General features: G+C 43.2%; 27 protein-coding genes. 21 read left to right on the top strand and 6 right to left on the bottom strand.

Annotated elements, in window-relative coordinates:
* The first annotated feature begins 8 nt into the window (after positions 1-8).
* The 10 genes from AC1DV1_RS19995 (at position 9) to AC1DV1_RS19950 (ending at position 7,057) form a co-directional block, all read left to right on the top strand.
* The gene (locus AC1DV1_RS19995; protein ID WP_477362469.1) at positions 9-266 is read left to right on the top strand and encodes a phosphopantetheine-binding protein; all 258 of its coding nucleotides are present in this window, start codon (positions 9-11) and stop codon (positions 264-266) included.
* Positions 267-352: 86 nt separating this feature from the next.
* A complete protein-coding gene (locus tag AC1DV1_RS19990) occupies positions 353-775 on the top strand; it encodes a hotdog family protein (protein ID WP_477362467.1) in 423 nt (140 codons plus the stop codon).
* 18 nt (positions 776-793) lie between these two features.
* Positions 794-1,456 (top strand): hypothetical protein, encoded by a 663-nt coding sequence (locus AC1DV1_RS19985; protein ID WP_477362465.1) that lies wholly within the window; start codon positions 794-796, stop codon positions 1,454-1,456.
* 101 nt (positions 1,457-1,557) lie between these two features.
* On the top strand, positions 1,558-1,980 hold the full coding sequence (locus AC1DV1_RS19980; RefSeq protein ID WP_477362463.1) for an acyl-CoA thioesterase: 423 nt from the start codon (positions 1,558-1,560) through the stop codon (positions 1,978-1,980).
* A gap of 102 nt (positions 1,981-2,082) precedes the next feature.
* Entirely contained in the window at positions 2,083-3,333 is a 1,251-nt protein-coding gene (locus AC1DV1_RS19975; RefSeq protein WP_477362461.1) for an NAD(P)/FAD-dependent oxidoreductase, read from the top strand.
* Positions 3,334-3,340: 7 nt separating this feature from the next.
* Positions 3,341-3,598, top strand: coding sequence for a phosphopantetheine-binding protein (locus AC1DV1_RS19970; RefSeq protein ID WP_090638092.1), 258 nt, complete (start codon positions 3,341-3,343; stop codon positions 3,596-3,598).
* Positions 3,599-3,866: 268 nt separating this feature from the next.
* Positions 3,867-4,508 carry a flexirubin biosynthesis/transport protein LolA2 gene (gene lolA2, locus AC1DV1_RS19965; RefSeq protein ID WP_477362459.1) on the top strand — a complete coding sequence of 214 codons (642 nt, stop codon included), beginning with the start codon at positions 3,867-3,869 and terminating at the stop codon, positions 4,506-4,508.
* Positions 4,471-5,103, top strand: coding sequence for a flexirubin biosynthesis protein LolB2 (gene lolB2 / locus AC1DV1_RS19960; protein ID WP_477362457.1), 633 nt, complete (start codon positions 4,471-4,473; stop codon positions 5,101-5,103). The genes lolA2 and lolB2 overlap by 38 nt, the downstream gene beginning before the upstream one ends.
* A 131-nt stretch (positions 5,104-5,234) precedes the next feature.
* Positions 5,235-5,600 (top strand): ApeI family dehydratase, encoded by a 366-nt coding sequence (locus tag AC1DV1_RS19955; protein WP_477362455.1) that lies wholly within the window; start codon positions 5,235-5,237, stop codon positions 5,598-5,600.
* The gene (locus AC1DV1_RS19950; protein WP_477362453.1) at positions 5,597-7,057 is read left to right on the top strand and encodes a cation:proton antiporter domain-containing protein; all 1,461 of its coding nucleotides are present in this window, start codon (positions 5,597-5,599) and stop codon (positions 7,055-7,057) included. The genes AC1DV1_RS19955 and AC1DV1_RS19950 overlap by 4 nt, the downstream gene beginning before the upstream one ends.
* Here the strand turns inward: AC1DV1_RS19950 and flxY are convergent.
* Positions 7,038-8,327 carry a flexirubin biosynthesis putative acyl-CoA ligase FlxY gene (gene flxY / locus AC1DV1_RS19945; RefSeq protein WP_477362451.1) on the bottom strand — a complete coding sequence of 430 codons (1,290 nt, stop codon included), beginning with the start codon at positions 8,325-8,327 and terminating at the stop codon, positions 7,038-7,040. The two genes, AC1DV1_RS19950 and flxY, sit on opposite strands and share 20 nt — an antisense overlap.
* On the bottom strand, positions 8,324-8,698 hold the full coding sequence (gene acpS, locus AC1DV1_RS19940; RefSeq protein WP_477362449.1) for a holo-ACP synthase: 375 nt from the start codon (positions 8,696-8,698) through the stop codon (positions 8,324-8,326). The genes flxY and acpS overlap by 4 nt, the downstream gene beginning before the upstream one ends.
* A 336-nt stretch (positions 8,699-9,034) precedes the next feature.
* Here acpS and AC1DV1_RS19935 point away from each other — a divergent pair, with 336 nt between their 5' ends.
* The 11 genes from AC1DV1_RS19935 to AC1DV1_RS19885 all read left to right on the top strand — a co-directional run bounded on the left by AC1DV1_RS19935 (position 9,035) and on the right by AC1DV1_RS19885 (position 21,546).
* Complete coding sequence (locus AC1DV1_RS19935; RefSeq protein WP_477362447.1) at positions 9,035-11,758, top strand: TonB-dependent receptor; 2,724 nt, start codon at positions 9,035-9,037, stop codon at positions 11,756-11,758.
* Positions 11,759-11,775: 17 nt separating this feature from the next.
* The gene (locus AC1DV1_RS19930) at positions 11,776-12,960 is read left to right on the top strand and encodes a right-handed parallel beta-helix repeat-containing protein (RefSeq protein ID WP_477362444.1); all 1,185 of its coding nucleotides are present in this window, start codon (positions 11,776-11,778) and stop codon (positions 12,958-12,960) included.
* Between the two features lie 62 nt (positions 12,961-13,022).
* Positions 13,023-14,030 (top strand): YncE family protein, encoded by a 1,008-nt coding sequence (locus AC1DV1_RS19925; RefSeq protein ID WP_477362442.1) that lies wholly within the window; start codon positions 13,023-13,025, stop codon positions 14,028-14,030.
* Positions 14,031-14,036: 6 nt separating this feature from the next.
* Complete coding sequence (locus AC1DV1_RS19920) at positions 14,037-15,056, top strand: metallophosphoesterase (RefSeq protein WP_477362440.1); 1,020 nt, start codon at positions 14,037-14,039, stop codon at positions 15,054-15,056.
* A 488-nt stretch (positions 15,057-15,544) separates the two neighbouring features.
* Positions 15,545-15,802 carry an acyl carrier protein gene (locus AC1DV1_RS19915; protein ID WP_147053885.1) on the top strand — a complete coding sequence of 86 codons (258 nt, stop codon included), beginning with the start codon at positions 15,545-15,547 and terminating at the stop codon, positions 15,800-15,802.
* A complete protein-coding gene (locus AC1DV1_RS19910; protein WP_477362438.1) occupies positions 15,803-16,681 on the top strand; it encodes an LpxL/LpxP family acyltransferase in 879 nt (292 codons plus the stop codon). It abuts the gene before it with no gap.
* Positions 16,682-16,713: 32 nt separating this feature from the next.
* Positions 16,714-17,844 (top strand): beta-ketoacyl synthase N-terminal-like domain-containing protein, encoded by a 1,131-nt coding sequence (locus AC1DV1_RS19905; protein WP_477362436.1) that lies wholly within the window; start codon positions 16,714-16,716, stop codon positions 17,842-17,844.
* Positions 17,845-17,886: 42 nt separating this feature from the next.
* Positions 17,887-18,510: a beta-ketoacyl synthase N-terminal-like domain-containing protein gene (locus AC1DV1_RS19900; RefSeq protein WP_477362434.1), complete on the top strand. Its 624-nt coding sequence runs from the start codon at positions 17,887-17,889 to the stop codon at positions 18,508-18,510.
* Between the two features lie 18 nt (positions 18,511-18,528).
* On the top strand, positions 18,529-19,734 hold the full coding sequence (locus AC1DV1_RS19895; RefSeq protein WP_477362432.1) for a beta-ketoacyl-[acyl-carrier-protein] synthase family protein: 1,206 nt from the start codon (positions 18,529-18,531) through the stop codon (positions 19,732-19,734).
* 1 nt (position 19,735) lies between these two features.
* Positions 19,736-20,779 carry a beta-ketoacyl synthase N-terminal-like domain-containing protein gene (locus AC1DV1_RS19890; RefSeq protein WP_477362430.1) on the top strand — a complete coding sequence of 348 codons (1,044 nt, stop codon included), beginning with the start codon at positions 19,736-19,738 and terminating at the stop codon, positions 20,777-20,779.
* The gene (locus AC1DV1_RS19885) at positions 20,773-21,546 is read left to right on the top strand and encodes a polysaccharide deacetylase family protein (RefSeq protein ID WP_477362428.1); all 774 of its coding nucleotides are present in this window, start codon (positions 20,773-20,775) and stop codon (positions 21,544-21,546) included. Before AC1DV1_RS19890 ends, AC1DV1_RS19885 begins: the two co-directional genes overlap by 7 nt.
* Positions 21,547-21,569: 23 nt before the next feature.
* Here AC1DV1_RS19885 and AC1DV1_RS19880 read toward each other — a convergent pair whose 3' ends face one another.
* The 4 genes from AC1DV1_RS19880 to AC1DV1_RS19865 form a co-directional block, all read right to left on the bottom strand.
* Complete coding sequence (locus tag AC1DV1_RS19880) at positions 21,570-22,610, bottom strand: serine hydrolase domain-containing protein (RefSeq protein ID WP_477362426.1); 1,041 nt, start codon at positions 22,608-22,610, stop codon at positions 21,570-21,572.
* A gap of 250 nt (positions 22,611-22,860) precedes the next feature.
* The gene (locus AC1DV1_RS19875; RefSeq protein WP_477362424.1) at positions 22,861-23,919 is read right to left on the bottom strand and encodes a hypothetical protein; all 1,059 of its coding nucleotides are present in this window, start codon (positions 23,917-23,919) and stop codon (positions 22,861-22,863) included.
* Entirely contained in the window at positions 23,919-25,109 is a 1,191-nt protein-coding gene (locus tag AC1DV1_RS19870) for a beta-ketoacyl-[acyl-carrier-protein] synthase family protein (protein WP_477362422.1), read from the bottom strand. Before AC1DV1_RS19870 ends, AC1DV1_RS19875 begins: the two co-directional genes overlap by 1 nt.
* A 20-nt stretch (positions 25,110-25,129) precedes the next feature.
* Complete coding sequence (locus AC1DV1_RS19865; RefSeq protein WP_477362420.1) at positions 25,130-25,387, bottom strand: phosphopantetheine-binding protein; 258 nt, start codon at positions 25,385-25,387, stop codon at positions 25,130-25,132.
* Positions 25,388-25,393: the final 6 nt, after the last annotated feature.

The raw sequence follows: 25,393 nt of genomic DNA, 5'->3' as shown, positions 1-25,393 counted from the left end.
CTACCCTTATGCAGTTTTTAGAAATTATAGAAAAAACCAATGCTTTTTTAGCAGAAGAATTTGAAATTGATGTGGCGAAAATATCGCCGGAAGCCATCCTGAAAGATACCCTTGAACTTGACAGCCTGGATTATATTGACTTGGTTGTTGTAATTGAAAGCAATTTCAATTTTAAGGTGCAGCCCGAAGATTTTGTTGGCATAGTCACTTTCCAGGATTTTTATGAATATGTTAACACCAAGGTGAACGCCGGGGAACTGGTATAATAATTGGGCAATACGGCAGATGCTGATCTGCGAACCTTTTACTAATTTTACCTTAACCACTGTTAAAACCTATTAAACCTGCTGATATGTTTGTACCACCTGCCAATACACCCGACCTTATCCCGCAAAAATTTCCTTTTGTGATGATAGATCATTTGACCTGGACGGATGAGAAAAGCAGCCGCACCCAGTTTTGTATAAAAGCAGATAACGTACTGGTTGAAGATGGCGAATTTAGCGTAGGAGGGCTGGTAGAAAACATAGCGCAAACCGCCGCCGCCCGCGCCGGGTACCTGGCCCAAAACAGTGAAAAAGCCGATGCCATAGGTTATATTGGTGCTATTAAAAACCTCGAAGTATTTTCTTTGCCTAAAATAAATGATATCTTAGAAACGGAAATTATCATTGATAATCAAATATTTGATGTAACACTGATATCGGGAAAAGTAAAGCGTGGGGAAGAAACATTGGCACAGTGCCAGATGAAAGTATTTATAATTCAACAATAAATAAATTAAATCTACAAAATGAAACCTACAAAAAACACATGGCTGATAGCCTTTTTACTAACAGTTGTAAGCAGCTTACCTGCTGTAGCCCAAAGTACCAAAGCCGATATTTTTTCGGGCAGTGCCAAAATCACCTGGTTAGGACTTGATTTTACACAAACAAAATTTATAGGTACGGCTGAAGCCAAGGTAATGGGCATCGGCAGAAAAGACGATATAAAGCCAGAAGAATTCAGAGACGATTATACCGTAGGATGGAACCGCCTTTTTGTTACCGAGCAAAAGAAATATGATGTGGCCGAATCAATCCACCACAGTTCTGTTGATTATGCGCTTGATGTAGCTAAGGCTTCAAACGCCAAGGCAAAGTTTGATAAACTTTACACCGACAACCCGAGCGACTTTAAATTATTGGATGAGGCAAAAATCACAGCTATTGTAAAAGGGTATGATTTCCAGAACAAGGAAGGTATTGGCTACATATTTTTTGTGAGCGGCATGAACAAAGGCATTGATAAAGCCGGTGTTTGGATAACCTTTGTTGATATGAAAACAAAAACGGTGTTGCTTACCAAATATTACGAAGGAAAACCAGGCGGTTTTGGCCTTAAAAACTACTGGGCAAAAGCGTTTTTAAACGTGATGAAAGATGTAAAATCTGATTATAACAGCTGGAAATAAAAAATACTAAAAGGGGTGGATCTGTGCCGGTAAAGGAACAGATTCATTCTTTACAAAATTGACGCCGGCATAAATGTATTGGCGGTAAACAGAACGAAGAATTGCAAAAAACACTGATAAATGCCACCGAGATAAGTGTGAAGTTTAGCGAGGTTGATTCGCTGGGCATTGTGTGGCACGGGCATTATGTACGCTACTTTGAAGATGGCAGGGAGGCTTTTGGGAAGGCATACGGTATTGACTACCTTACAGTTTACAATAACCAATACGTAACCCCTATTGTAAGTATAGATTGTAAATATAAACAGGTTTTGCGGTACGGCGACAACGTAATTATTGAAACCGAATATGTACCAAGCGAAGCAGCCCGGTTAAATTTTAACTATCGCCTGTTAAACGCCGCAACAGGCGAGGTAGTGGTTACAGGTTCAACCGTGCAGGTTTTTTTACAGCGCGATAATTTTATGCTTCAATTAACCAATCCAGCGTTTTTTGAAGAGTGGAAGAAGAAATATGGGTTCTGAGATCTGGGGCCCGTGGTCGGAGGTCGGAAACAATAAATAGATCTCAGACCTCCGACCACAGAAATCAGGCCTCAGAATAATGAACACAAAAGAGTAAAATTGATGAATACAGAAAAAGTTGATGTGTTGGTAATTGGTGCCGGCCCGGCGGGTACGGTGGCTGCTTCTATTGTGAATAAAGCAGGGTTTAAAGTTAAAATTGTCGAGAAGCAAAAATTTCCGCGTTTTGTAATCGGCGAAAGCCTGCTGCCCCGTTGCATGGAAGCATTAACCGATGCCGGCTTTGTTGAAGCAGTGGAAGCAAAAGGATTTCAGAAAAAATTCGGAGCCAAGTTTGTAAAAAACGGCGTTATCTGCGATTACTTCTTTTCAGATCAGTTTACTGATGGCTGGAACTGGACATGGCAGGTGCCCCGCTCTGAATTTGATAAAACCCTGGCTGATACCTGCGAAATCATGGGTATCCCGGTACATTATGAAACTACGGTTACCGATATCAAATTTAACGGATCTGATTCGGTAACAACTGTTGAAGATCTTGACGGAAACCAAACCCAAATTGAGGCCCGGTTTATTATTGATGGCAGTGGCTATGGTCGGGTTATACCCAAGTTATTTAACCTTGATAAACCATCGGGACTACCGCAGCGCAAAGCTTTATTTACACATACTGTAGATGTAAAGCGCAACCTGTTTGAAGAGCCCAACCGCATCACCATCGTGGTGCATAAACCCGGCGTTTGGATTTGGATCATTCCATTCTCCAGCGGAGTAACTTCATTGGGGTTTGTAGGCGATCCGGATTTTTTTGCCGGTTATGAAGGCGCGGATGACGAGGCTAAGCTACGCAGCTTAATTGCAGCAGAGCCCTACCTGAGCGAGCGCTTTAAGGATGTTGAATTTGTTTTTGAACCAAGGATATTACAAGCCTGGAGCAGCACCACCAATACTTTTCACGGCGAGGGCTTTGTGCTTACAGGCAATGTAACCGAGTTTTTAGATCCTATCTTTTCATCGGGCGTTACGCTGGCAACCGTATCCAGCCAAAATGCAGCTAAATTGGTTATCCGCAAGCTAAACGGCGAAGATATAAACTGGGAAACCGAATACACCGAAAAGGTAATGCAAGGGGTGGATGTTTTCCGGTCGTACGTAAATGCCTGGTACGAAGGAACGCTTGACACCATATTTTTTTCGGGTACTTTTGTTCCCGAGATCAAAAACCAGATCTGTTCTGTTTTGGCAGGGTATGTGTGGGACAAGGAGAACCCGTATGTTAAGCATCATGATACGGCAATAAAAAAATTAGCACGAATTATTAAGTTAGGCGAGCAAATTAACTCGCCTGTATAATTATAAAATGGACAAATTAATGAATGATCTGAAAGAACAGATCATAGACCAGTTAAACCTGCAAGATCTTAAGCCCGGCGATATCGGCGATGATGAATCGTTGTTTGCCGATGGATTAGGATTGGATTCGATAGATGTTTTGGAGCTGATAGTTTTGATGCAAACCATTTATAAAATTAAACTTTCAAAAGCCGAAGATGGCCCCAAAGTGTTTCAATCAGTACGTACCATGGCCGAGTATATTACAGCTAACCAGGCAGCGTAGGGAATAGAATCAAGAGGTTAGAGTCAGGAATTGAGACAAAGAAGTAGTTAACTAATATAAATTCGACGAGACCTACGAAGTTTTTAAAATTTCGTAGGTCTCGAATCTACTCTATGTCATTGCGAGCGATAGCGTGGCAATCTCGTCGGATGCATAGCACACCACATAGTTCGCGATTGCTTCGTCCCTCGCAATGACATAAAGGCTTACCGTTAATCAAACCATTTTACAACCCCGGTGTCTATCTAAATAATAATTGCCTTTAGTAGTGAAAATAAACAAACTGTTCCTTACTGTAGCCATAATCACCGCCGCAGTTACCGCCAATGCGCAGCATACCGGTTATACCCAGCTTACCGATCTCTCGGCATTTAAAGCCCAATTTACGGCAACCGCTCAAAAAACAACCAGCATTAAAAGTGATTTTGTGCAGGAGAAAAACCTGAGCATGCTATCAGAAAAGATCACATCTAAAGGAAAATTCTGGTTTAAAAAGGATAACATGGTGCGGATGGAATATACCCAGCCATCCAAATACCTGATGATCATCAACAAAGACAATATTTTGGTAAAGGATGAGCAGAAGGAAAATAAAATCAATACCAAATCCAACAAACTCTTCCAGCAAATCAACAAGATCATTATCGACTGCGTGCAGGGATCAATCCTGAGCAACCCCGATTTTAAAGTAAAGGTGTTTGAAAACAAGGGGACTTACCTGGTTGAACTGGCACCAGTATCAAAAGGGATCAAAGATTTTTTTAAATCAATTAATATCTCTGTTGATAAAAAAGATAACTCGGTAAGTAATATTGATATGCAGGAGCCATCCGGCGATAATACTACCATTCACTTTATAAATAAAGAGATCAATGCAAACCTGCCTGACGCGCTTTTTGCTGCTAAGTAGTTGCCTGGTTGCCCTGGCGGGCTGCACTTCGGTTTACAAAAACCTGAAGCCAGCTGCAGGTAATTTTGATCATATCTACCAATTTCGTCCCCAATTTTCAGTGGTATTATACAATGCCGAAATCAATGTAACCAGCCATCATTTAAGCGGCCTGCTGCTGATGAAGGTAATGCCGGATAGCAGCACCCGCATTGTGTTCTCCAGCGAGATGGGCGTAAAATTCTTTGATTTCGCATTCCTGAAAGATGGTGGCTTTAAAGTATACTCCATCATTCCGCAGATGAATAAAGGCCCTGTTATTAAAACATTAAGAAAAGATTTTGATTTGATACTAATGCGCCAGGAAGGCAGCCATGAGCATTACATACTTAAAGATAGTACCCATCTATATTATGTGCTTCCGCAGGAAAAGGGAGCCAACTATTATATTACCAATATGGCCGGCGATACCCTTTTACGAATGGAAAAATCATCTAAAAGAAAACCCGTTGCCGTTGCTACCATGGCCGGCTATAAAAATGGCGTGCCCGATACTATAGGTATCGACCATAAAAACTTTAAATTTACCATCGGTTTAAAAAAAATAGAACGATAAGCTGAAGGCTCAAAGCATAAGGCAGAAAGCAGAATGCTTTAGTTAAAACATTGATAATATAAAAGAATAAAGCCAAAGGTTTAAAGCAAAAGGCTTTATGCTTTAGGCCTTCAGCTTAAAGCTAAAAATATATGCTCCAGGAATCCTTTTTTCAGTTTACCGCACCACAAACAGATGGTAATACCTCAAAAACAACCATCACGCTAAACGCTGACCACCAGATTTTTGAAGGCCATTTTCCTGGCCAGCCGGTTGTGCCCGGGGTTTGTATGATGCAGATGGTGAAAGAAATGCTGGAAAACATCGTCGGCACCAAAACAAAACTGCTTAAAGCGGGCGATATGAAGTTTTTGGCCATACTAAACCCCCAGGTAAACAGCACCGCCGATATGCAGGTAACGTATACCACTAACGATGATGGTACGTTAAAGGTAGACGCCGTTATTCAGCATGAGGCCTCCACTTTTTTTAAATTTAAAGGCATATTTAAAAAATGAAGAAATTCAGGAATATATTTTTTTACATCGTCCTTACCGGTGGCTTTTCCTTTTTAATATACCTGGCATTAACAGCAGGCAGCGAGCTTGAAAAAGGCCGTAACATAGTTAAGCTGGCGGCAAGCAGCAAAAGCGCTGTTCACCAGTTTACCGATGGATTGATAAAAAACCTTACCGGGCCCCTGGCTACCTTACTGGCGCAAATAGCCATTATAATAATAGCGGGTAACATGGCAGGATGGGTGTGTAAAAAAATGGGGCAGCCCCGCGTTATAGGCGAAATATTTGCAGGAATATCTTTAGGTCCATCGCTGGTAGGCCGGTTTTTTCCGACATTGTCTCATGTTGTTTTTCCGGCCCAGTCGTTAGGATCGTTGCAGTTTTTGAGCCAGATTGGCTTAATCATATTCATGTTTGTTATAGGCATGGAGCTTGATTTGCGGGCTATTAAAAGCAAAAGCAAGGACGCCATTGTCATTAGCCACGCCAGCATTATCATTCCGTTTACATTGGGCATCGGGCTGGCTTATTTTATCTATCGTTCGCTGGCTCCTGCCGGGGTGCCTTTCTTCTCGTTTGGTTTATTTATGGGTATCTCCATGAGCATTACGGCGTTCCCGGTTTTGGCACGTATTTGCCAGGAGCGGGGCATTAACAAAACACGCCTTGGCGCTTTGGTAATTACCTGCGCCGCTGCCGATGATATTACCGCATGGTGCCTGCTTACGGTTGTAATAGCAGTGGTTAAGGCGGGCTCGGTAATGAGTTTTGTTTATACAGCCCTAATGGCCATTGCCTATGTGTTGATTATGTTGAAGGGCGTAAAACCGCTTTTAAAGCGCATCTACAGCCGCAACATTAGGCCGGGTTATGTGGGTATGCCGGTGGCTATGTTTTTTTTGACGCTTATTATTTCATCATACGCCACAGAAAGTATTGGCATTCACGCGCTGTTTGGCGCTTTTATGGCCGGCATTGTAATGCCCGATAACATTACCTTTCGCGGGGTGTTTGTGGAGCGCATTAAGGATGTGGCTTTGTTTTTATTGCTGCCCTTGTTTTTTGTTTTTACAGGCTTACGTACGCAGATCGGGTTATTGGATACTCCATACCTATGGGCCATTTGTGGTTTAACTATATTAGTTGCTGTTACCGGCAAATTTGCGGGCAGCGCATCGGCAGCCAAATTTGTGGGCCAAAGCTGGAAGGATAGCCTATCTATAGGTGCGTTAATGAATACCCGCGGCCTGGTTGAGCTTATTGTACTGAATATTGGTTACGACCTGGGCGTACTAAACAAAGAAGTATTTGCCATATTGGTGATTATGGCGCTGGTAACCACCTTCATGACCGTGCCGATATTAAACCTGCTGGATAAGATTTTCGGTAAATCGCCATCGGAAGAAGAACTGCCGGATGAATTGCCCGAGGATGTTTTTATTTCCGGCGATCGATAAATTTAAACGGTTTGCGGCCCGATTCCTTGTACTGCATCTTCTGGATCTCATCATATTGCACATAGGTAACATGCGGGCTTACCCTTAACCTTGCCTGTAAATTGGCACGGATCTTCCGGTCGCACTCATCGGTATAGTTTACCGGCAGGATATGCAGCAGCACTTCGTCCATACCAATTTCGTTGGAGTAAACCTCGGCTACAAAATCCAATATTTCTTCCATCCCATTCAGCAAATCAAAAAGCGACGGCGGATAAAGCGTGGTGCCCTTGAATTTAATCATCTGCTTTTTACGGCCAATAATTGGCGATAAACGTAAGGTGGTTCGCCCACATTCACACGGCTTATCATCATACAGGCAAATATCGCCGGTTTTATAGCGCAGCAAAGGCATGCCTTCAACGCCCAGCGTGGTAATGGTTACTTCTCCGGGTTCGCCGGGAGCAACCTGCTGATTGTTTTCATCAAGCAGTTCCACAATCAATAATTCAGGCTGATGATGACCGCCTTTACCATACCCGCATTCGGTGAATGCCGTTTGCATTTCGGTTGATGCATAAGTGGAATATAACTTGATATCCCAGGCATCGGTAATTTTTTTACCAAGAATATTGAGCGAAAAATCGGTGTTCCGGATATTCTCGCCAATACAAACCGCCTTTTTTACCGAACTTGAATTGATATCGATACCATGCTCCTGCGCATATTGTATAAGCTTGTATATAAACGATGGCACGGCAACAATAGCCGTAGGCTTAAGCCGCAAAATGGTATCCCATTGTAACGATGGCACACCAGGCCCCAGGCGAATAATGCCTGCCCCTATTTTGCGAATACCCGAGTAGTATGCCAACCCGGCCATAAACTGCCTGTCGAGTGTCAGCATCAGCTGGTATACGTCGTCGGGCTTGCCATCGGCACAGGTAAAGGAGCTATATTCGTTATAGGTAAGTCGTAAAAGGTCATTCTCGGTAAGGGCGACGGTAACGGGGCTACCCAAAGTGCCCGATGTTGAGCTGTATTCAATGATCTGGTCGCGGCTAACGCACATAAAATCGTCATTACGCTTTTGCAAATCTTCCTTTACCGTTGTAGGGATTAGTTTCAGATCGTCGAGCGTTTTAATATCATCAATGTTGATATTGTTTGCATCAAACAGCTCCTTATAAAAAGGCGAATGAATGTTAAGATAGGCCAGCAATTCCTGCAGTTTTTGTTCCTGCATAGTCACTGTTTGTTCCTGCGAAATAAATGTAGGTTGATCTGTCACTTTTCGATAATTACAACGGCCGATGCGATGGCCTTAAGATGGGTTAATGATACGGAAATTTTCATTGGGCCCTGCTCCCTCAATAATTCGCCGGTTTGGCCAATAAGTGTAAGTTCGGGTTTGCCATCGGCATTGTTACTAATCTCCACTTCGTTAAAAGCGGTACCGTTTAACCAGCCGGTACCCAATGCTTTAAAAAAGGCCTCTTTAGCGGCAAAACGTGCTGCATAGTGCTGGTACTTATCTGCCTTAAGCTCGCAATAAGCTATTTCTTTTTCCGAAAACACAAGTTCTCGAAAGCCGCTGCCTTTTTCAATTTTGACAGCCACTCGGTCAATCTCTATCATATCTATCCCAACACCGGCAACCATCAATCAGTTTTTATGAGTTTAAGTTCGTTTTAAAACGATTTGTCCTGCAACGCAGGCTATCCCGTCATTTACAAAAATAATATTTGGTTTGTTATTAAGTGTATAGGAGCAACCTTTAAGTTTTTCATTGCTTCATTCAACATTGTTGCTTTAATGCGGAAACTAACGCCGTGAATATTAAGCCAAGGTTAACACACCATGCCTGAAATGAGAGGGATAGCCTACCACGTTTTACCATTATTAACAATTGATTACCAATTGATTAAGTTACCTTCCACTTGTCCATTATTCAGAATTTGCACAGGATTGGGCGTGTGCTTTGCAAAAAAAGTAACCATGATGAATAAATTTTACCTGATTGCAGTCTTCATTTTCGCTTCTTCGCTTGCCTACGCCCAGCAGGCAGTTTTAAAAGGACAAGTCGTCGACGATAAAACACATGAGCCCTTAACCGGCGCATATATCCACTTTGATGGCCAAAAAGGGGGTGCCATTTCTGATGCTTTCGGTCACTATGCCATCAATAATATTAAAGCCGGCCAATACAAACTGAAGGTTAAATATATCGGTTATATTGAATATGAACAACGGATTGATTTTACCGAAAACCAGGTTTTAAACCTTGAAATTAAGCTTTCAGAAAAGTCTTTGTCGCTTGAGCAAGTGAGGGTATATGCTAAAGCAAATGCCGAATCAGAAGCGTCGTCGAGGAAATCAGAAAAGAATGCCGGTAATATCATCAACGTAATATCCGCGCAAGCCATGCAGCGCTCGCCAGATATTAACGCGGCTAATGCGCTGCAGCGCGTATCGGCGGTAACCATTCAGCGCAACAGCGGCTCGGATGAAGCATACGCCATCATCCGCGGGTTGGAGCCGCGTTATAATAACACCCTTATGAACGGTGTTAAAGTAACCAGCCCCGATCCTGTTTCCCGGTTTGTATCTTTAAGCATAGTACCATCTGATCTTTTAGATAGGATTGAAGTAAGCAAATCATTAACACCAGAAATGGAGGGCGACGCGATAGGCGGAACCGTTAACCTGGTATTTAAAGATGCCCCCGAATACGAATATTTTAAGGCAAATGCGGCCGTGGGGTACAGCGCATTATTTTTTAACCGCAAGTTTGATGATTTTAATCATGGCGCGGTGCAAAGTAAAAGCCCTACCGAAAGGTTTGGGGCCGGCTATGTAGCGCCTGCCGGTTATTTTTCGCGCGCCAATCTTGATTTTACCAAAAAGAATGCCCCGGTTACATCGCTATTGGGGTTTACTTACGGCAGGCGGTTTTTAAAAAACAAACTGGGCTTCATTATTGCCGATAGTTACCAAAATCAATATTACGGCACAAACTCGCAGTTTAATATTGCACAGCCCGATACCAGGGCCGGTAAAAACTTCCAGCCCGTTATATCCGATGTAGCTAACCGGACTTACTCTACCCAGCAATTAAACAATGGCTTGTCTGCCCATATTGATTATAAATTCGATGATAACAACAAAATAGGTATTGATAACGTATTCCTTTACACTCGCCTGGCCCAAACAAGGCTGAGTATTGATACGTCAATATTGGGCGGGAACGGCGGCAGAATAGGCCCCGGTACCGGAACGGTTTTTAATGATAACCGCTCCAATATTCAAAACCAGTATGTAGAAAACCTTAAAGTAAGCGGCAAGCATGTAATTGCCAGCCATTGGCTTTTTGACTGGGCCGGCGTTTACAGTAATGCTACCCAGGATGCGCCAGACCGTGCCGATTTATCTATAAACCACTTAATTAATCCCGACTTTACAAGTACGCCCGATTATTTCAATAACATAACCAGGATTTGGCAAAAAAGCGGTAACAAGGACCTTAGTGGCATGGCTAACCTGGGTTATAAAACCGGCTTAGGGCAAAAAAGCTCCATTGAGCTGAAGGCGGGTGGTTTATATAGGCATAGTACCCGCTTTAACCATCAAAACGAATACATATTAAAAGCGACACCTACCGCAAACGGCGATAAAAGTATATTCACCGACATATATTCGTCAGGATTTGTTGTGTATAACCCTACCGGTACTGACAAGGCCGACAAAACCAACTACACCGCATATGAAGATATTACCGCAGGTTATGGCGAAGCTAAGCTGACCGTTGGTAACCTAGACATTGTTGCAGGTGTGCGCGTTGAAGGTACCAAACAGGGATATGATACGCACCCCGTGGTATTAGACTCGTTAAGTAACGCCAAAAAAACATATACAGATGTTTTACCAAGCATACAGTTAAAATACAAGCTGAACGACCAGTCGAACTTAAGGGCATCCTATTTTAAATCAATAGCACGACCGTCATTGTATGAGCTGGTACCAACCCCAACCCTGGGCGAAAGCACAGATGTTACCGGTAACCCTAATGTTAAGCACACCGAAGCTGATAATTATGATATACGCTATGAACTATATCCCGGCAAGGAAGAGCAGTTTTTTTTAGGCGCTTTTTATAAAAACATTTCCAATCCCATTGAGTTTGCTTTAAAAGATTTAAGTGGCGGCCAGCTAAACACGCAGCCGCAAAACTTTGGCACTGCAAAGGTAACCGGGGCCGAAATTGTTTATAGCAGGTTTTTTGGCAACTTAGGCGTATCCGGTAACTATACCTACACCTACTCTAACATAAAATCGCCAAAAGTTGTACCAGAAGCTGGTTCAGTAAACGGACAACCTGTAATTAAATACCAAAGCAGGCCACTTCAGGGGCAAACCGGCGATGTATTTAACATCTCATTATTATACAAAAACGACAAGCAAAAGGAATTTATTCAGTTAGCATATACCTATACCAGCAAAACGTTATCCCTGGTGTACCCTAACTATGGTTATGATTATTATCAGCAGCCACAATCATTTTTAGCCCTCTCGGCCGAGAAACAGGTTGCTAAACATTTTGTGCTGGCGGCAAAAATCAACAACCTGCTCAATACGCCTACAACTGTAAAAATTAACAATTTATTACAGTCAAAGGATTTATATAACGTGAGTTTCAATTTGGGTTTCCGTTATTCACTTTAACCTAATACACCATCAACATGAAATCAAATAAAATATATTTAATAATAACAGGGTTAATGATTACCACTATCATCTCCTGTAAAAAAGCCGAGATCACCACCTTCGACAAAATAAAAATACCCACCTCAAGCCCTCTAAAAGCAGGTGACATCAGTGGCTTTGTTAAGGGTACGCTAATTGGCGGCCAAACTTATACGGTAACAGCAGATCTGACCGTTAAAAAAGGCGACACGTTATCGGCGCAGCCAGGTGCCATTGTGATTGTTAAAAACAACGCCCAAATTAATATCCAGGGTGTGCTGCAATTATTGGGCACTAAAAGTCAGCCTGTTTCTTTTAACTCCGATAGCAATCAACCCGGTACCTGGGGCGGTTTTCAATGCGATACTGCGCAGGCTATTACCATTAAATGGACGCATGTTGATAACACGGGAGGCCCCGACGATGGCGGCAGTGCGCGCGGTACACTTAAAGTGAAAAAGAATATCAATGTAGATATTGAAGATTCATGGTTTACAAACGGCCAGGACGACTTGATGGCGATAGGTGGCGGTGCAACTGTTACTATTTTAAGAAACACCATCAGCTCTTCGGGCAGTACTGATGGCGAGGGTATTAATTTAAAAACGGGGGTAACAGGCGTTGTTGCCTACAATGTAATATTTAGCCAGGCGGGCAGCGGTATAAAGTTGGAAACAAGCTCTAAAATACCTTTCCCTCAAACTGAAGTTAACGTTTATAACAATACGCTTGTATCTAATGGCTGGCGAAGGGGCGCGGCAGAGCCAGGCCGCGGTGTTTCTGTTGGTGTTAACGCCATAGGGCATATTTATAACAATATTATTGTAAACTGTTTCCACGGCCTTGAGCTGTTTGATGACGGCGACCTTGTAAAAACCACTTATGGAAATAACTTGTTTTACGGTACGGTAGATAGCTACCAGGGTGTAAACATCAGGGACGGCTTTTATCCGGCATCGGGCAAGGGTGTACCGCAATCAACAGACCTGATATCTAAAAGCGTGAATAACTTTAATCCCTTATTTGTGCAATTTGACGGTACCGTTTTAGCCCCTAATGGCTTTCCAAATACCAATAATTTTCAACTGCAAAGTGGCTCGCCGGCATTTGGAAGGGGTAACCCCAAATACAACCAGGACCTTGGCGCTTACACCACCGATGGAAATGGCAACCAGCACTAAACTATAAATATTTGATATGGGCGGGCGTATTGCCTGCCCTTTTTACACTAAAACATAAACACATGAAAACCAGCGCGTATAAGGTACTTTCGTTCATTTTATTTATTTCGGCACCGTTCTTCGCATCGGCTCAAAAATTGAGCTATGTAGCTGATAAGACAATCCCCCTGCCGGGTAACGGCGGCTACGATTATGTATATATCGACCAGGTTAACCAGGTGCTTTACGCGTCGCACGGTACCGCAGTAAACGTAGTTGATTTAAAAACCGAAAAAGTTATAGGTACCATTGGCGAGATGAAAGGCGTACACGGCATTGCCATTGTAAACGAACTTGGCCGTGGCTTTATCAGCGATGGCAAAGCCAACGCTGTTATTGCTTTTGATATTAAAACCCTTAAGGTGATTAAAGAGATCCCGGTAACAGGCAACGGTGCCGATGGCATTATTTATGATCGATACTCCAAACAAATATTCGCTTTTGAGGGGCATAGCAGTGCTGTTGTTGTGGTCGATCCTAAAGAGTTAAAACAGGTAACCTCGATAGACATGGGCGGCGCGCCCGAATTTGCCGTTGCCGATGGCAAAGGATTAGTTTATGCTAACCTGGAAGATAAAAGCACCTTAAATGTTATTGATGCCAAAGCCTTAAAAGTAATAAAAAACTACCCGCTTAATCCTTGCGGTGGCCCTACGGGTTTAGCTTTAGACAACCAAAACCATCGTTTGTTTACGGTTTGCCGCGAAAATAAGGGCATGAGTGTTATTGATGCCGGTACAGGTAAAGTTGTGCAAACCCTTCCTATCGGCGCGGGCGTAGACGCTGTAGTTTATGATGCGGTAAACAAGCTGGTTATCGCATCAAACGGCGATGGAACAGCCACCGTTTTTAAGCAGGATTCGCCGGATTCTTATACGCTTGTTCAAACCATAACTACCCAAAACAGGGCCAAAACAATGGCTATTAACCTGGCCACCCACAAACTATATTTTCCGGTGGTTGATTTTCAGCCTGGCACAAAAACGCCGTTGGCAGATAGCTTTAAATTATTGGTTTACCGGTTAAATTAATACAGCATGAAACGCAGAGACTTTGTAAGAAACGCCGCAATCGGGGCGCTTGGGGCCGCAGTAATAAGCCCGCTGGCAAGTATAGCCGAAACCGGTAACGTTACTTATTTTGAGAGTGATGACCTATCGCCAAGCGCATCTATTAAAGACGACTTCGCGCTCCATTTTATGGCCATTGGCGATTGGGGCCGCAACGGCGAATACGACCAGCTGGAAGTAGCTAAACAAATGGGGCAATGGGGCGCAGAACATCCTAATAACTTTGTTATTTCAGTTGGCGATAACTTTTATCCCAAAGGCGTAGTAAGCGAAAACGATCCGTTGTGGCATTACTCGTTTGAAAACATCTATACAGCCCACTCCCTGCAATGCGATTGGTACCCGGTATTTGGCAATCATGATTATCATTCAGACGTTGATGCACAGATCAGGTATAGCAAAATAAGCCGCCGGTGGAACATGCCAGCCCGCTATTATTCAAAAGAAATAGGACTGGGGAAAGATAAAGACAAAGAGATTAGGACTGCCTCAAAAGAAAAAACCAAGGACAAAGTGCTGTTTGTAATGATAGATACAGATCCGTTTTTACATGAAGACAAAACTGATTATGTGGAAACGCAGATGAAGTGGTTAAACGAAACGCTTGATAAAGCTTCGCCGGATGTAAAATGGAAGATTGTGGTAGGCCACCACCCCTTTTGTACCGTTGGCCCGCGCATTAATAATATTGATACCATCACCATAAAAAAGGCGTTGTATCAAACTCTAAACGATCATAAAGTAGATATATACCTATCTGGTCATGAGCACTCCCTGCAACATTTAAAATTAGATGGCATAACCCACCAGTTTATTTCAGGTGCCGGGTCGGAGCTTACCAAAGTTACCGAAGGACAGCCATACAGTCGTTTCCAGGCGTCTGAGCATGGTTTTATGTATTTTTCGATCGACAGCAACCGCTTAAACGTAAAAGCGGTAAATTATKAAGGAAAGGTATTATATGAAACCGAACTCAAGAAAKTTTGAAAAAAATCTCTAGTCAGTTCGAAGCCCTGGATTTATCCGGGGCTTTTTTGATATCATAGAAATATCGCCCCACCACTGTGGCATGCCATAGCAAAGGTTCCAATTATACCTGTAAATATTTTATATGCCATACCCAAAAAATGAATAAATGTTTTTATTATTTTGTATTTTTGTAAAATCGCTTAATTAATTTTATTAATTAACTGTTATTATTTTTTCCTTAATGTAGGGATTAATTAAAGTGAGTATGGATTATGGTGCAGAAATAAGTTTTAAGGCCGTTGGTTAAGCCAAAGCAGCTGTTCATGTAACAACCTAAATCGTTCTTTATAAAAACCATTAAGTGAGTCACCTTTAAAATATCCGGTAACCGGTATATCCGCAAACACTAAATAAATAACATATTTAAAAATTTTTACAACCTATTACATAACACTTGGATGTCGCCCTGATTCATCCAAAATGTTAGCTAATTAATTTAAACCATTATGCAAACTGAAGAGATCATTGCAAAAATTAATTCCTTCCTGTCTGAAGAATTTGAGGTAGATGTTGATACCATTACACCCGATGCTGTTTTAAAAGATACACTTGGTTTAGATAGCCTGGATTATATAGACCTGGTGGTGGTTATTGAAACTAATTTTGCGTTTAAGGTGCAGCCCGAAGATTTTACCGGCATTGTTACCTTCCAGGATTTTTACGATTACGTAGCAACTAAAGTACAGCCGAAGGAGCTTGTTTAAATGTCGTCCTGGAAAGGGAAATCAAAAGGGAAACCCTGGGGGTATTCGGTATTTCTGGCTATTTTAAAATATGGCGGGGTTAGTCCCGCTTATTTTTTGCTAAGGTTTGTATCATTCTACTATGTAGTTTTCTCTTACCAATCGTCAAAAAGCATTTACTACTATTTTAATAGCCGGCTGGGCTACAACCGCATTAAATCGCTTTGGATGGTTTACCAAAACTATTATGTTTTTGGCCAAAGCATTATTGATAAGGTAGTGGTCATGTCGGGCATCCGCAACAAGTTTACTTTTGAGTTTGATGGCAGGCCTAACCTGGATAGCATTGCCGCTTTGGGCAAAGGTGGCCTGCTTTTAAGCGCCCACATTGGCAGCTGGGAAATTGCCGGCGATTTGCTGAAGCATATTAACACCCGCATTAACATTGTGATGTTTGATGGAGAGAACCAGCAGATAAAAGCTTTTATGGAACGGGTTACCGGCAAACTAAGCGTTAATATCATAGTTATTAAAGATGATATCTCGCACATCTTCAAAATCAACGAAGCTTTTCAGAATAACGAGCTGGTATGCATGCATGCCGACCGGTACCTGGAGGGCAATAAAACCATCACCAAAAACTTTTTGGGCGAGGACGCCAAATTTCCATTAGGACCATTTATCCTGGCCCAAAAATTTAAAGTCCCGGTAGCCTACGTTTTTGCCATGAAGGAAACTAAGTTTCACTATCATTTTTATGCCAGCACAATTAAGGAATATTTACATTTGGGCAAAGAAGCCGGGATGGAGCAAATGACCAATGATTTTGTGGGCGAGATGGAAAAATACGTGAAAAAGTATCCCGGGCAATGGTATAATTACTATAATTTTTGGCAATAAAAACAAGTGATGAGAGGAGCTGTTTGTAAGTAATGAAGTCCGTTTTTATTGTTGCTGATAATATCTTATCGCCTATAGGCAGTACCTCTGCCGAAAATTTTGATAAGCTTACCCAAAATATTTCAGGGATTAAAGAGCATCCGGCGGGCGATAAATCAGCGGTCCCTTTTTATGCATCATTGTTTAGCGATGAGCATCCGCTGTTAACCAAAGCCGGCGAATACACAAAATTTGAACAATTGCTGATAGCATCCATCAACGGTGCCTTAAAAGATAGCGGGGTAGATAGCGCCGATCCAAAAACAGTTCTCATTATCTCCACCACCAAAGGCAATATCAGCATGCTGGAAACAGACGTTGATAACCCTGATTTAAACCATCGCATTGCGCTGCCAACATCAGCCAAATTAGTTGCCGAAAGGTTTGGGTTCGTGAATAAGCCGCTGATAGTTTCGCATGCCTGTATCTCGGGCTTAATGGCTATGATTACCGGGATGCGCCTGATCCAGGCCGGGCAGTATGATAATGCGGTCGTGGTTGGCGGCGATGTGATCACCCGGTTTGTGCTATCGGGTTTCCAATCATTTCAGGCTATTAGTTCGCAGCCTTGCAAACCATTTGATTTAAACCGGGATGGCATTAACCTTGGCGAGGGCGCTGCTACGGTTATCCTATCGACAAACAAACAACGCGCAGACGACGTTCAACTGGCAGGCGGTTCGGTAAGTAACGATGCCAACCATATTTCGGGGCCGTCAAAAACCGGCGAAGAACTTTTTTATGCCATTGAGGCTGCTTTAAAAAGCGCGGAAGTTGCGGCAGAGAATATCGATTTTATATCTGCGCACGGCACGGCCACTATTTATAACGATGAGATGGAAGCCAAAGCAATAAATTTGGCCGGAATGCAAAACATCCCTGTTAATAGTTTAAAAGGATATTACGGGCATACGCTTGGCGCTTCGGGCCTTATAGAGGCGATAGTGGCAGCTCATTCCTTAAAGCACAACACCATTATCCCCTCCAGGGGATTTAATGAGTTGGGGGTTACCCAATTATTGAATGTAGCTAAAGAGATACAAACTATACCTTTGGCCGCTTGCTTAAAAACAGCATCTGGTTTTGGAGGCTGTAACGCGGCAATTGTACTGAGGAAAAGCTGAAAGCCTAAGGCGGAAAGCTTAAAGCAAATAATAGATATAAGATTGACAGAAGCACTACATATTACATCGCACTGCGTCATTAGCAATAATGTTGTTTACGGCAATGGCATTCCTGTTTTTGAAAATAAGGGTGTTGATGCCGGGGCGTTCCTGCTTTCGGTTTACCAGTTTCTGGAGGTTAAGTACCCCAAGTTTTATAAAATGGATAACCTGTCCAAATTGGGTTTGCTGGCATCGGAAGTATTGCTGAAGGATAGCGATATCAGTGAAAAATATAAAGAACAGGAAGTTGGTATCGTTTTAGCAAACTCCAATTCCAGCCTGGATGCCGACATTAAATATTACGACCAGGCCAAAACTATTGCCAGCCCCGCCTTGTTTGTGTATACCTTGCCCAATATCGTTATCGGCGAGATCAGCATTAAAAACAAATTTAAAGGCGAGAACGCTTTTTTTGTTTTTGAGGCTTTTGATGCCGCATTTATACAGCAGTACGTGGCATATTTATTAAATAATAATATATTGCAAGCCTGCATTTGCGGCTGGGTTGATGTGCTGAAGGAAGATTACAAAGCCGTTTTATACCTGGTAGAAAAGAACGTAAGCCCAACATCGGCGCCGTTTAGTGCAGAAAATTTAAATAACATTTACCTGTTGGCTAAATAGCCGGCAAATAATATAGTAATGAGCAAAACTGTTTTTGTAGCGGGTGTAGGTGTAATTTCGGGTATTGGCAACAATACTGCCGAATGCCTGGACGCGCTTGAAAACAGCCGCGCAGGTATTGATAAAATTAAATACCTGCATACCATATATCAAGACACTTTCCCGGTTGCCGAAGTTAAATTGAGCAATAATGAATTGGCCCAATTATCAGGCTTCGGGCACGGTATAAGCCGCACAGCCATGCTAAGCCTCATCGCCGCGAAAGAGGCAAAAAACGATGCAGGCATCCAAAATTTCGCCTCATTACGCACGGGTTTTATATCGGCCAACACCGTGGGCGGCATGGATAAAACCGAAGATTTTTTTGTACAATTTATGGCCAACCCAGCAAAAGGTAAATTGCGCAATGTAGTTAACCACGAGTGCGGCAAGGTAACCGAATTGGTAGCGGATGAATTGGGGATAAAAAATTATATAAGCACCATCAGTACTGCCTGCTCATCATCGGCCAATGCCATTATGTATGGCGCAAGGCTCATCAAAAATAACATACTTGATGTAGTTATAGCCGGCGGCACTGATGCGCTTACCCGCTTTACGCTAAACGGCTTTAATACGCTCATGATATTGGACAATCAGTTTTGCCAGCCCTTTGACGCCAACCGCCGTGGCTTAAACCTTGGCGAGGGCGCCGGGTATATTACCCTGGTATCTGAACGGGTTGCGGCAGGGATGCAAAAAGCGCCTTATTGTACTTTGAGCGGTTACTGTAACGCCAACGACGCCTACCATCAAACCGCTTCATCGCCCGATGGCACAGGCTCCTTTATGGCTATGGAGGGTGCTTTAAAAATGAGCGGGTTAAAGCCGGAAGATATAGGCTACATTAACCTGCACGGTACCGGTACCCAAAACAACGATAACTCCGAAGGGACTGCTATAAAGCGACTATTCGATCCGCATTTCCCTAAAATGAGCTCTACCAAATCATTCACTGGCCATACGCTGGGCGCAAGCGCAGGTATCGAGGCTGTATTTTCGGCACTCTCGGCCCAACAGGGATTTATTTACCCCAACCTTCGGTTTGAAACACAGATTGCCGATCATCCTTTTGCGCCCGAAACAAGTTTTACACAAAACGCAGATTTAAACCATGTACTTTCCAACTCCTTTGGTTTTGGCGGTAACTGTTCGTCATTAATATTTTCAAAACTACCGGCCTGATATGTATATACGTTCAACAGCAAACATATCGCCTCAAAAAACATTCGGAAACGTCCCGTTCCTGGATGAAGTAGTAGTTTATGACGGCAATAGACTCAGCTGCGTTACGCCCGATTACAAAGAGATCATCGATCCAAAACTCATCCGCCGCATGAGCCGGGTTATCAAAATGGGGGTAGCATCTGCCATGGCCTGTTTGCAGGATGCGGGAGTAACCAACCCCGATGCCATTATTACCGGCACGGCCTACGGTTGCCTGGAAGATACCGGCGTGTTTTTAAGTAAAATGGTTGAACGCGGCGAAGAGTTACTTACCCCAACATCGTTCATACAATCAACCCACAACACCATTGGCGCACAGGTGGCTTTGCTGCTGCATTGCAACAACTACAACAACACGTTTGTAAATGGTGGCTCATCGTTTGAAAGTTCCCTGCTTGACGCGCAGATGCTATTGCAGGAAGGTGAGGCCAAAAACGTACTGGTAGGGGGTATTGACGAGATAACCGATATCAGCCACAGCATACTGAGCAGGTTTGGCTTGTATAAACGGAGTGCTATCTCCAATACCGACCTTTATAGTGCCAATTCAAAAGGCACCGTTGCAGGTGAAGGCTCGGCATTTTTCCTGTTAACCAATGAAGCATCCGGAAACGACCTGGCCAAACTGGATGCAATCGCCACGTTTTATAAACCGGACAGCCATGCAGCTATTGAACAACAAATTGAATCGTTCCTGGCAGCACAAGACCTTAGTATGTATGATATCAGCCTGGTGGTCGCAGGCAATAACGGGGATGCCCAGAATGATGCAGTTTACGATTACCTGGAGGGTTCATTATTTAACTACTGTAATGTTACCAGGTATAAACACCTGTGTGGCGAGTACCCCACATCATCGGCCTTCGCGTTATGGTATGCTGCACAAATTGTCAAAACAAACACCATTCCAGGGTCAGAACCTATTACACCAATTAAAAAAATATTGGTTTATAACCATTACCAAAACACCAGTCATTCGTTAATATTGCTATCCGCGTGCTAACATTCAAAAACACCAATATCGCATTCATCGTTTTGCTGGGTTTTACCACCTGGGCCGACAAAACATATGGGGTAAGCTGGCTGGCCTATGGGGCAATTATCCTGGCGTATTCACTCATTGTTGCCTATGGCTGCTATTTTGTAAACTCCGCCTTTTTTATGCCGATGTACTGCTCGGCTAAAACAACCGATAAAGTAATAGCGATAACTTTTGACGATGGCCCGGTACGTGACGGGACTCCGCAGGTTTTACAAATTTTGAAAGATGCCAACGTAGAAGCCGCTTTTTTTTGCATTGGCGAACGTATTGCAGGCAATGAAGCCGTCATCAGGCAACTAAACGCCGAAGGCCATATGATTGGCAACCACAGTTATACACACGCGGCCTTGTTTGATCTTTTTCCATCAAAAAAAATGCTTGCCGAAATGCAGCGGGTAGACAGCGACTTGTATAATGTTATTGGTAAAAAAACAAGGCTATTCCGCCCACCTTATGGGGTGATGAATCCTAATTTAAAAAAGGCCATTGTTAAAGGAAATTATTTGCCCATCGGTTGGAACGTACGATCGTACGATACCATGGCTACCGATCCTGATGCGCTTTTGCAAAAAGTAACCCTGCAAATCGAGCCAGGAGCAATCTTTTTATTTCACGACAGGTGCCCGGTTACAGTGGCTATGCTGCCTGATTTTTTAAAAGAAATTAATGCCAGGGGATATCGGGTTGTGCGGGTTGATAAGATGCTGGGGCTACCAGCTTACGATTAAGCACGATCCTATTATATGGAAACTTACTTACACCCGGGAATTATATACTTCGCCAGCAAATCAAAAGCCCGTTTGGCCTTCCAGTTATTGTAATTGCCCTGGGTAAATACCACCACCAAATCCATATCTTTAATAATCATAATGTACTGTCCGCCGTTGCCCGATGCAAAAACAACGTCTTCTGTATAATCCTGGGCTTTTATCTTTTCGTTGTACCAGTAATAGCCATAATATGCAGGTTGCGGAGTGGCCATTTTATTCCTGCTCAATTTAAGAAACGAAAAATCGGGAATTGAAATAGTGGCTGTGGTTGATGCCCTGAGCCATTGTGCCGATACTATCTGTTTTCCCAGCCAAACGCCATTGTTTTTTACCAGCAGTCCAATTTTAATCATATCCTTTGGCAGCAGAAAAAAAGAACCGGCCGTGGCGCCGTGTCCGGCAGGATCAATTGTCCAGTGGTAGTTAGTAATCCCCAACGGATCAAACAAATATTTTTTTGCAAAGGCCATAACAGGCATATGGGAGGCATTACTGATAATACCACTAATGATCATTGGGTTACATGATGTATAGTTCCAAACCGTACCGGGATTGTTTTTCATAGGCAAATCCAGCGAAAACTTCACCCAGTCTTTGGTTTCTACCATTTCGGTTTCGCAATCGCTACCGTCATCATCCCATTCATTGCAATCAAAGCCAGACCGCATCTCTAACAGGTTTTTAATGGTGATAAGCTGTTTCCGTGCATCATTGTTGGCAAATGATTTATACTCAGGAAAAAACGCATAAACCTTTTGATCTGCATTTTTCACAAAGTCTTTATCAATGGCAATGCCCATCAGCAGGCTGGTTATAGATTTAAATGACGACCGGGAATCATGCAGCGAATCGGCAGTATAACCGTTAAAATAATGCTCATAAACCAGCTTGCCGCCTTTAGATATCAAGATGCTGTGGATGCCGGTGTATTCCTGCTTTGCGATGGTGTGGGTCATCGAATCTAACAAAGCATGTGTTTGCGCATGTGCCCAATTGGATAGAAAGAAGAAAATGAGGGTCAAAAATTTTAATGGAGACGGCATATTCCTGCTGATAATGGCTGATAAAACATTAAATCATTCAGAAGATAAGACGCATGGGATAATGGCGCGTTGCAGGAAGCGTTATTATCCTTTCGTTCTTTCAGTCGCGGGGTTTTAACCCGTGACTACTGCGGGTTTCAGCTTTCAGCAGAACTAAGCCGGAGGCTTAAACCAGTTTAACCCACGAGTTACGCTATGCTAACCTCGCGGGAGGTTTATTTGTAAAGGATTATTTAGGTAAACTCACCAGCATGCAACTATGTTGCCCAACTTTATGGGTGTTGTATATCAGTATATTTTTAAAGCTGCTTGCTTCGCCTTTTCTTTTGATCATATGCTGCGGCATGGTCAACGCCCCGCTAACAAAATTGCAGGCCAGCCAAAGTGCAAAAGATGATGCCGTTGGATACTCGCCACACATGTGTTTAAAACGGGCTATGGTGGTATGTTTATCAAACAAACTATCGCAGGAGGTATAAAAAGGGAGCGAGCGTTTGTCGCCATTTTCGCCGGTTAACAGCAGGTCTGGCTGTTCGCCTTCAGCAAGGTTTTCTTCAATGAACCTTTTAATGCGCGCTTTAATTACATCAACGTCGGCGCTATGTATAGTGGTTATGGCTTTCAGTTGTGCTATGGCGTTTTGTTTATCATTACCAACCATAAACATAGCTGCGGCTTCGCCGGATAGGCTTCCATCGGTTGTAGAACGGTAGATGTCGCTGTTCAGGCAATCTTCTTTTTTAAACCAGCTCGCAAGCGTATCAAGGGTGTAGTTGTTGAACGAAATTTCATCAACGCCACCCAATAAATAGCGGCTATCCGGGTTTTCATTCAGCAGCATGGCCGCATCAATAACCGCGTTTTCAAAAGCCAGCCCCCGGTGAACATGGGTAAGGTTATAGTTCTTATTATTGCTGATGAGCGCTATTTGCGATGAGATTGTATTGGGGGTACCCTGCACAAAACTTCCGGGTGTAAGCATATCCTCGTTATACTCAATAATCTGGTTCAGGAATTTGCCATTCTCCTCCATCCCGCTCACCTGGGTGCCTATGATTATGCCGTTAGGCTGTACGCCATCAGCAAGCAGTGGCAGGGCGGCTCCCGAACCGATGCGGGTACTTTTACTCATCCGGCGCAAAGCATTGCCTTTAAACTGCGGATAAGCAGGCTCAATAGCATACAGCTTATTATCAACCGAAGGGCGAAGCGTTTCAATATCAATATTTTCCCCAAAGGTTTGCTGGGGAGAAATACAGGTGGTTTTGTAGATATACAACTTCATCATTAAGCTTTTGAAAAAATTAATGATGTACAATTCCCGCCAAAACCAAACGAGTTACTCATTACATGTGTTATAGTAGCGGCCCTGTTAAGTAGTACCGGTTCAAGGCCAATATCAGTTATCGGCACATTAAAATTCAAATTAGGGTATAGCTCCTGCCTGTCTATATTCAGGACGCTGTAAACCGCCTCAATAGCGCTGGCTGCGCCAAGGGTGTGCCCGGTAAAGCCTTTGGTAGATGCAAAATCGGGCAGGGTATCAAACAGGCGCAGCATGGCTCGGCTTTCTACGTCGTCGTTATTTTCGGTGCCGGTGCCGTGCGCGTTAATAAAATCAATAGCAGCCGGGTTTAAGCCAGCATTGTCCAAAGCATATTTCATAGCCAGGTATGGCCCATCTCCTTCGGGTGATAATGATGAAGGATGATAAGCATCGTTGGCATTTCCATAACCGCTCACCACGGCATAGATTTTTTTGCCTGCTGCATCTGCCTGCTTCTCTAACACTAAAAACGCTGCGCCTTCGCCTAAATTTAGCCCTTTACGATTTTGATCGAAGGGTGCACAAGCTTCATCCGAAAGAATACGCAGGGCGTTAAAACCATTAACTGTAAATTTGGCCAGGCTATCGGCCCCACCTACTATGACACGATTTGCCAGCCCGTTTTTTATCAGCCGGCAACCGTACATAATGGCATTTGCCGATGACGAGCATGCTGTATTCAGGGTGTTAACTACTCCTGTTATACCATAACGCGTTTGGATATGTAGGTTTACCGATGCATAATCGTATGATTTTACATATTCAATGTGTTCGGTGTCGCCATGGGTATTGGCATATAACTCGTCGGTAAGGCACATGCCGCCTACGGTTGTAGCGCCCACAAGGGCAGTATCGGTAGCTGTTAGTTGGTTTGGGGTTAATCGGGCATCGGCAATAGCTTCGTTAAACGCATGCAAGGCAAGCAGGCTGGTGCGGGTAACACCCGGCTCCGTTACACCAAGTTTCTCTTTCAATTCTTCGGTGCCTGTCAATACCTCACCAAAAGGCAAAAGTCCCGAATACCTTGAAGGGAAATTACCACCGCCTTTTATAATACCGGTTTTGCCCTGTACCAATGCCGCGTGATTTTCAGCTACCGAGTGGCCAATAGCACTAATCACACCAATCCCGGTTACTACAATCCTGTCCAATTTTTTATCCGTGTTTATTTTTACCCGTTTTGCTCAATATAAGTTGCCATGGTGTTCACATCTACAAGCACCTTACGGCCTTCCTTAGGGTCTTGAATATTGATGCCGTACTCGCGTTTCAAAAGTACAATAAGTTCCAGTGAATCGATGGAATCAAGCCCCAGGCCATCGCCAAACAACGGCTCATCGTCTTTAATGTCTGCCGGGGTAAGATCAGTTAAATTCAGGAATTGAATGATCTGAACTTTTAACTTCTCCTTTAGTTCTGTAGTTTCCATCTTGTT

The organism is Mucilaginibacter sp. P4_D1 (assembly GCF_056401935.1).
Note: the sequence above shows the minus strand (reverse complement) of the source record. Positions and strands in the feature narration are given on the sequence as shown.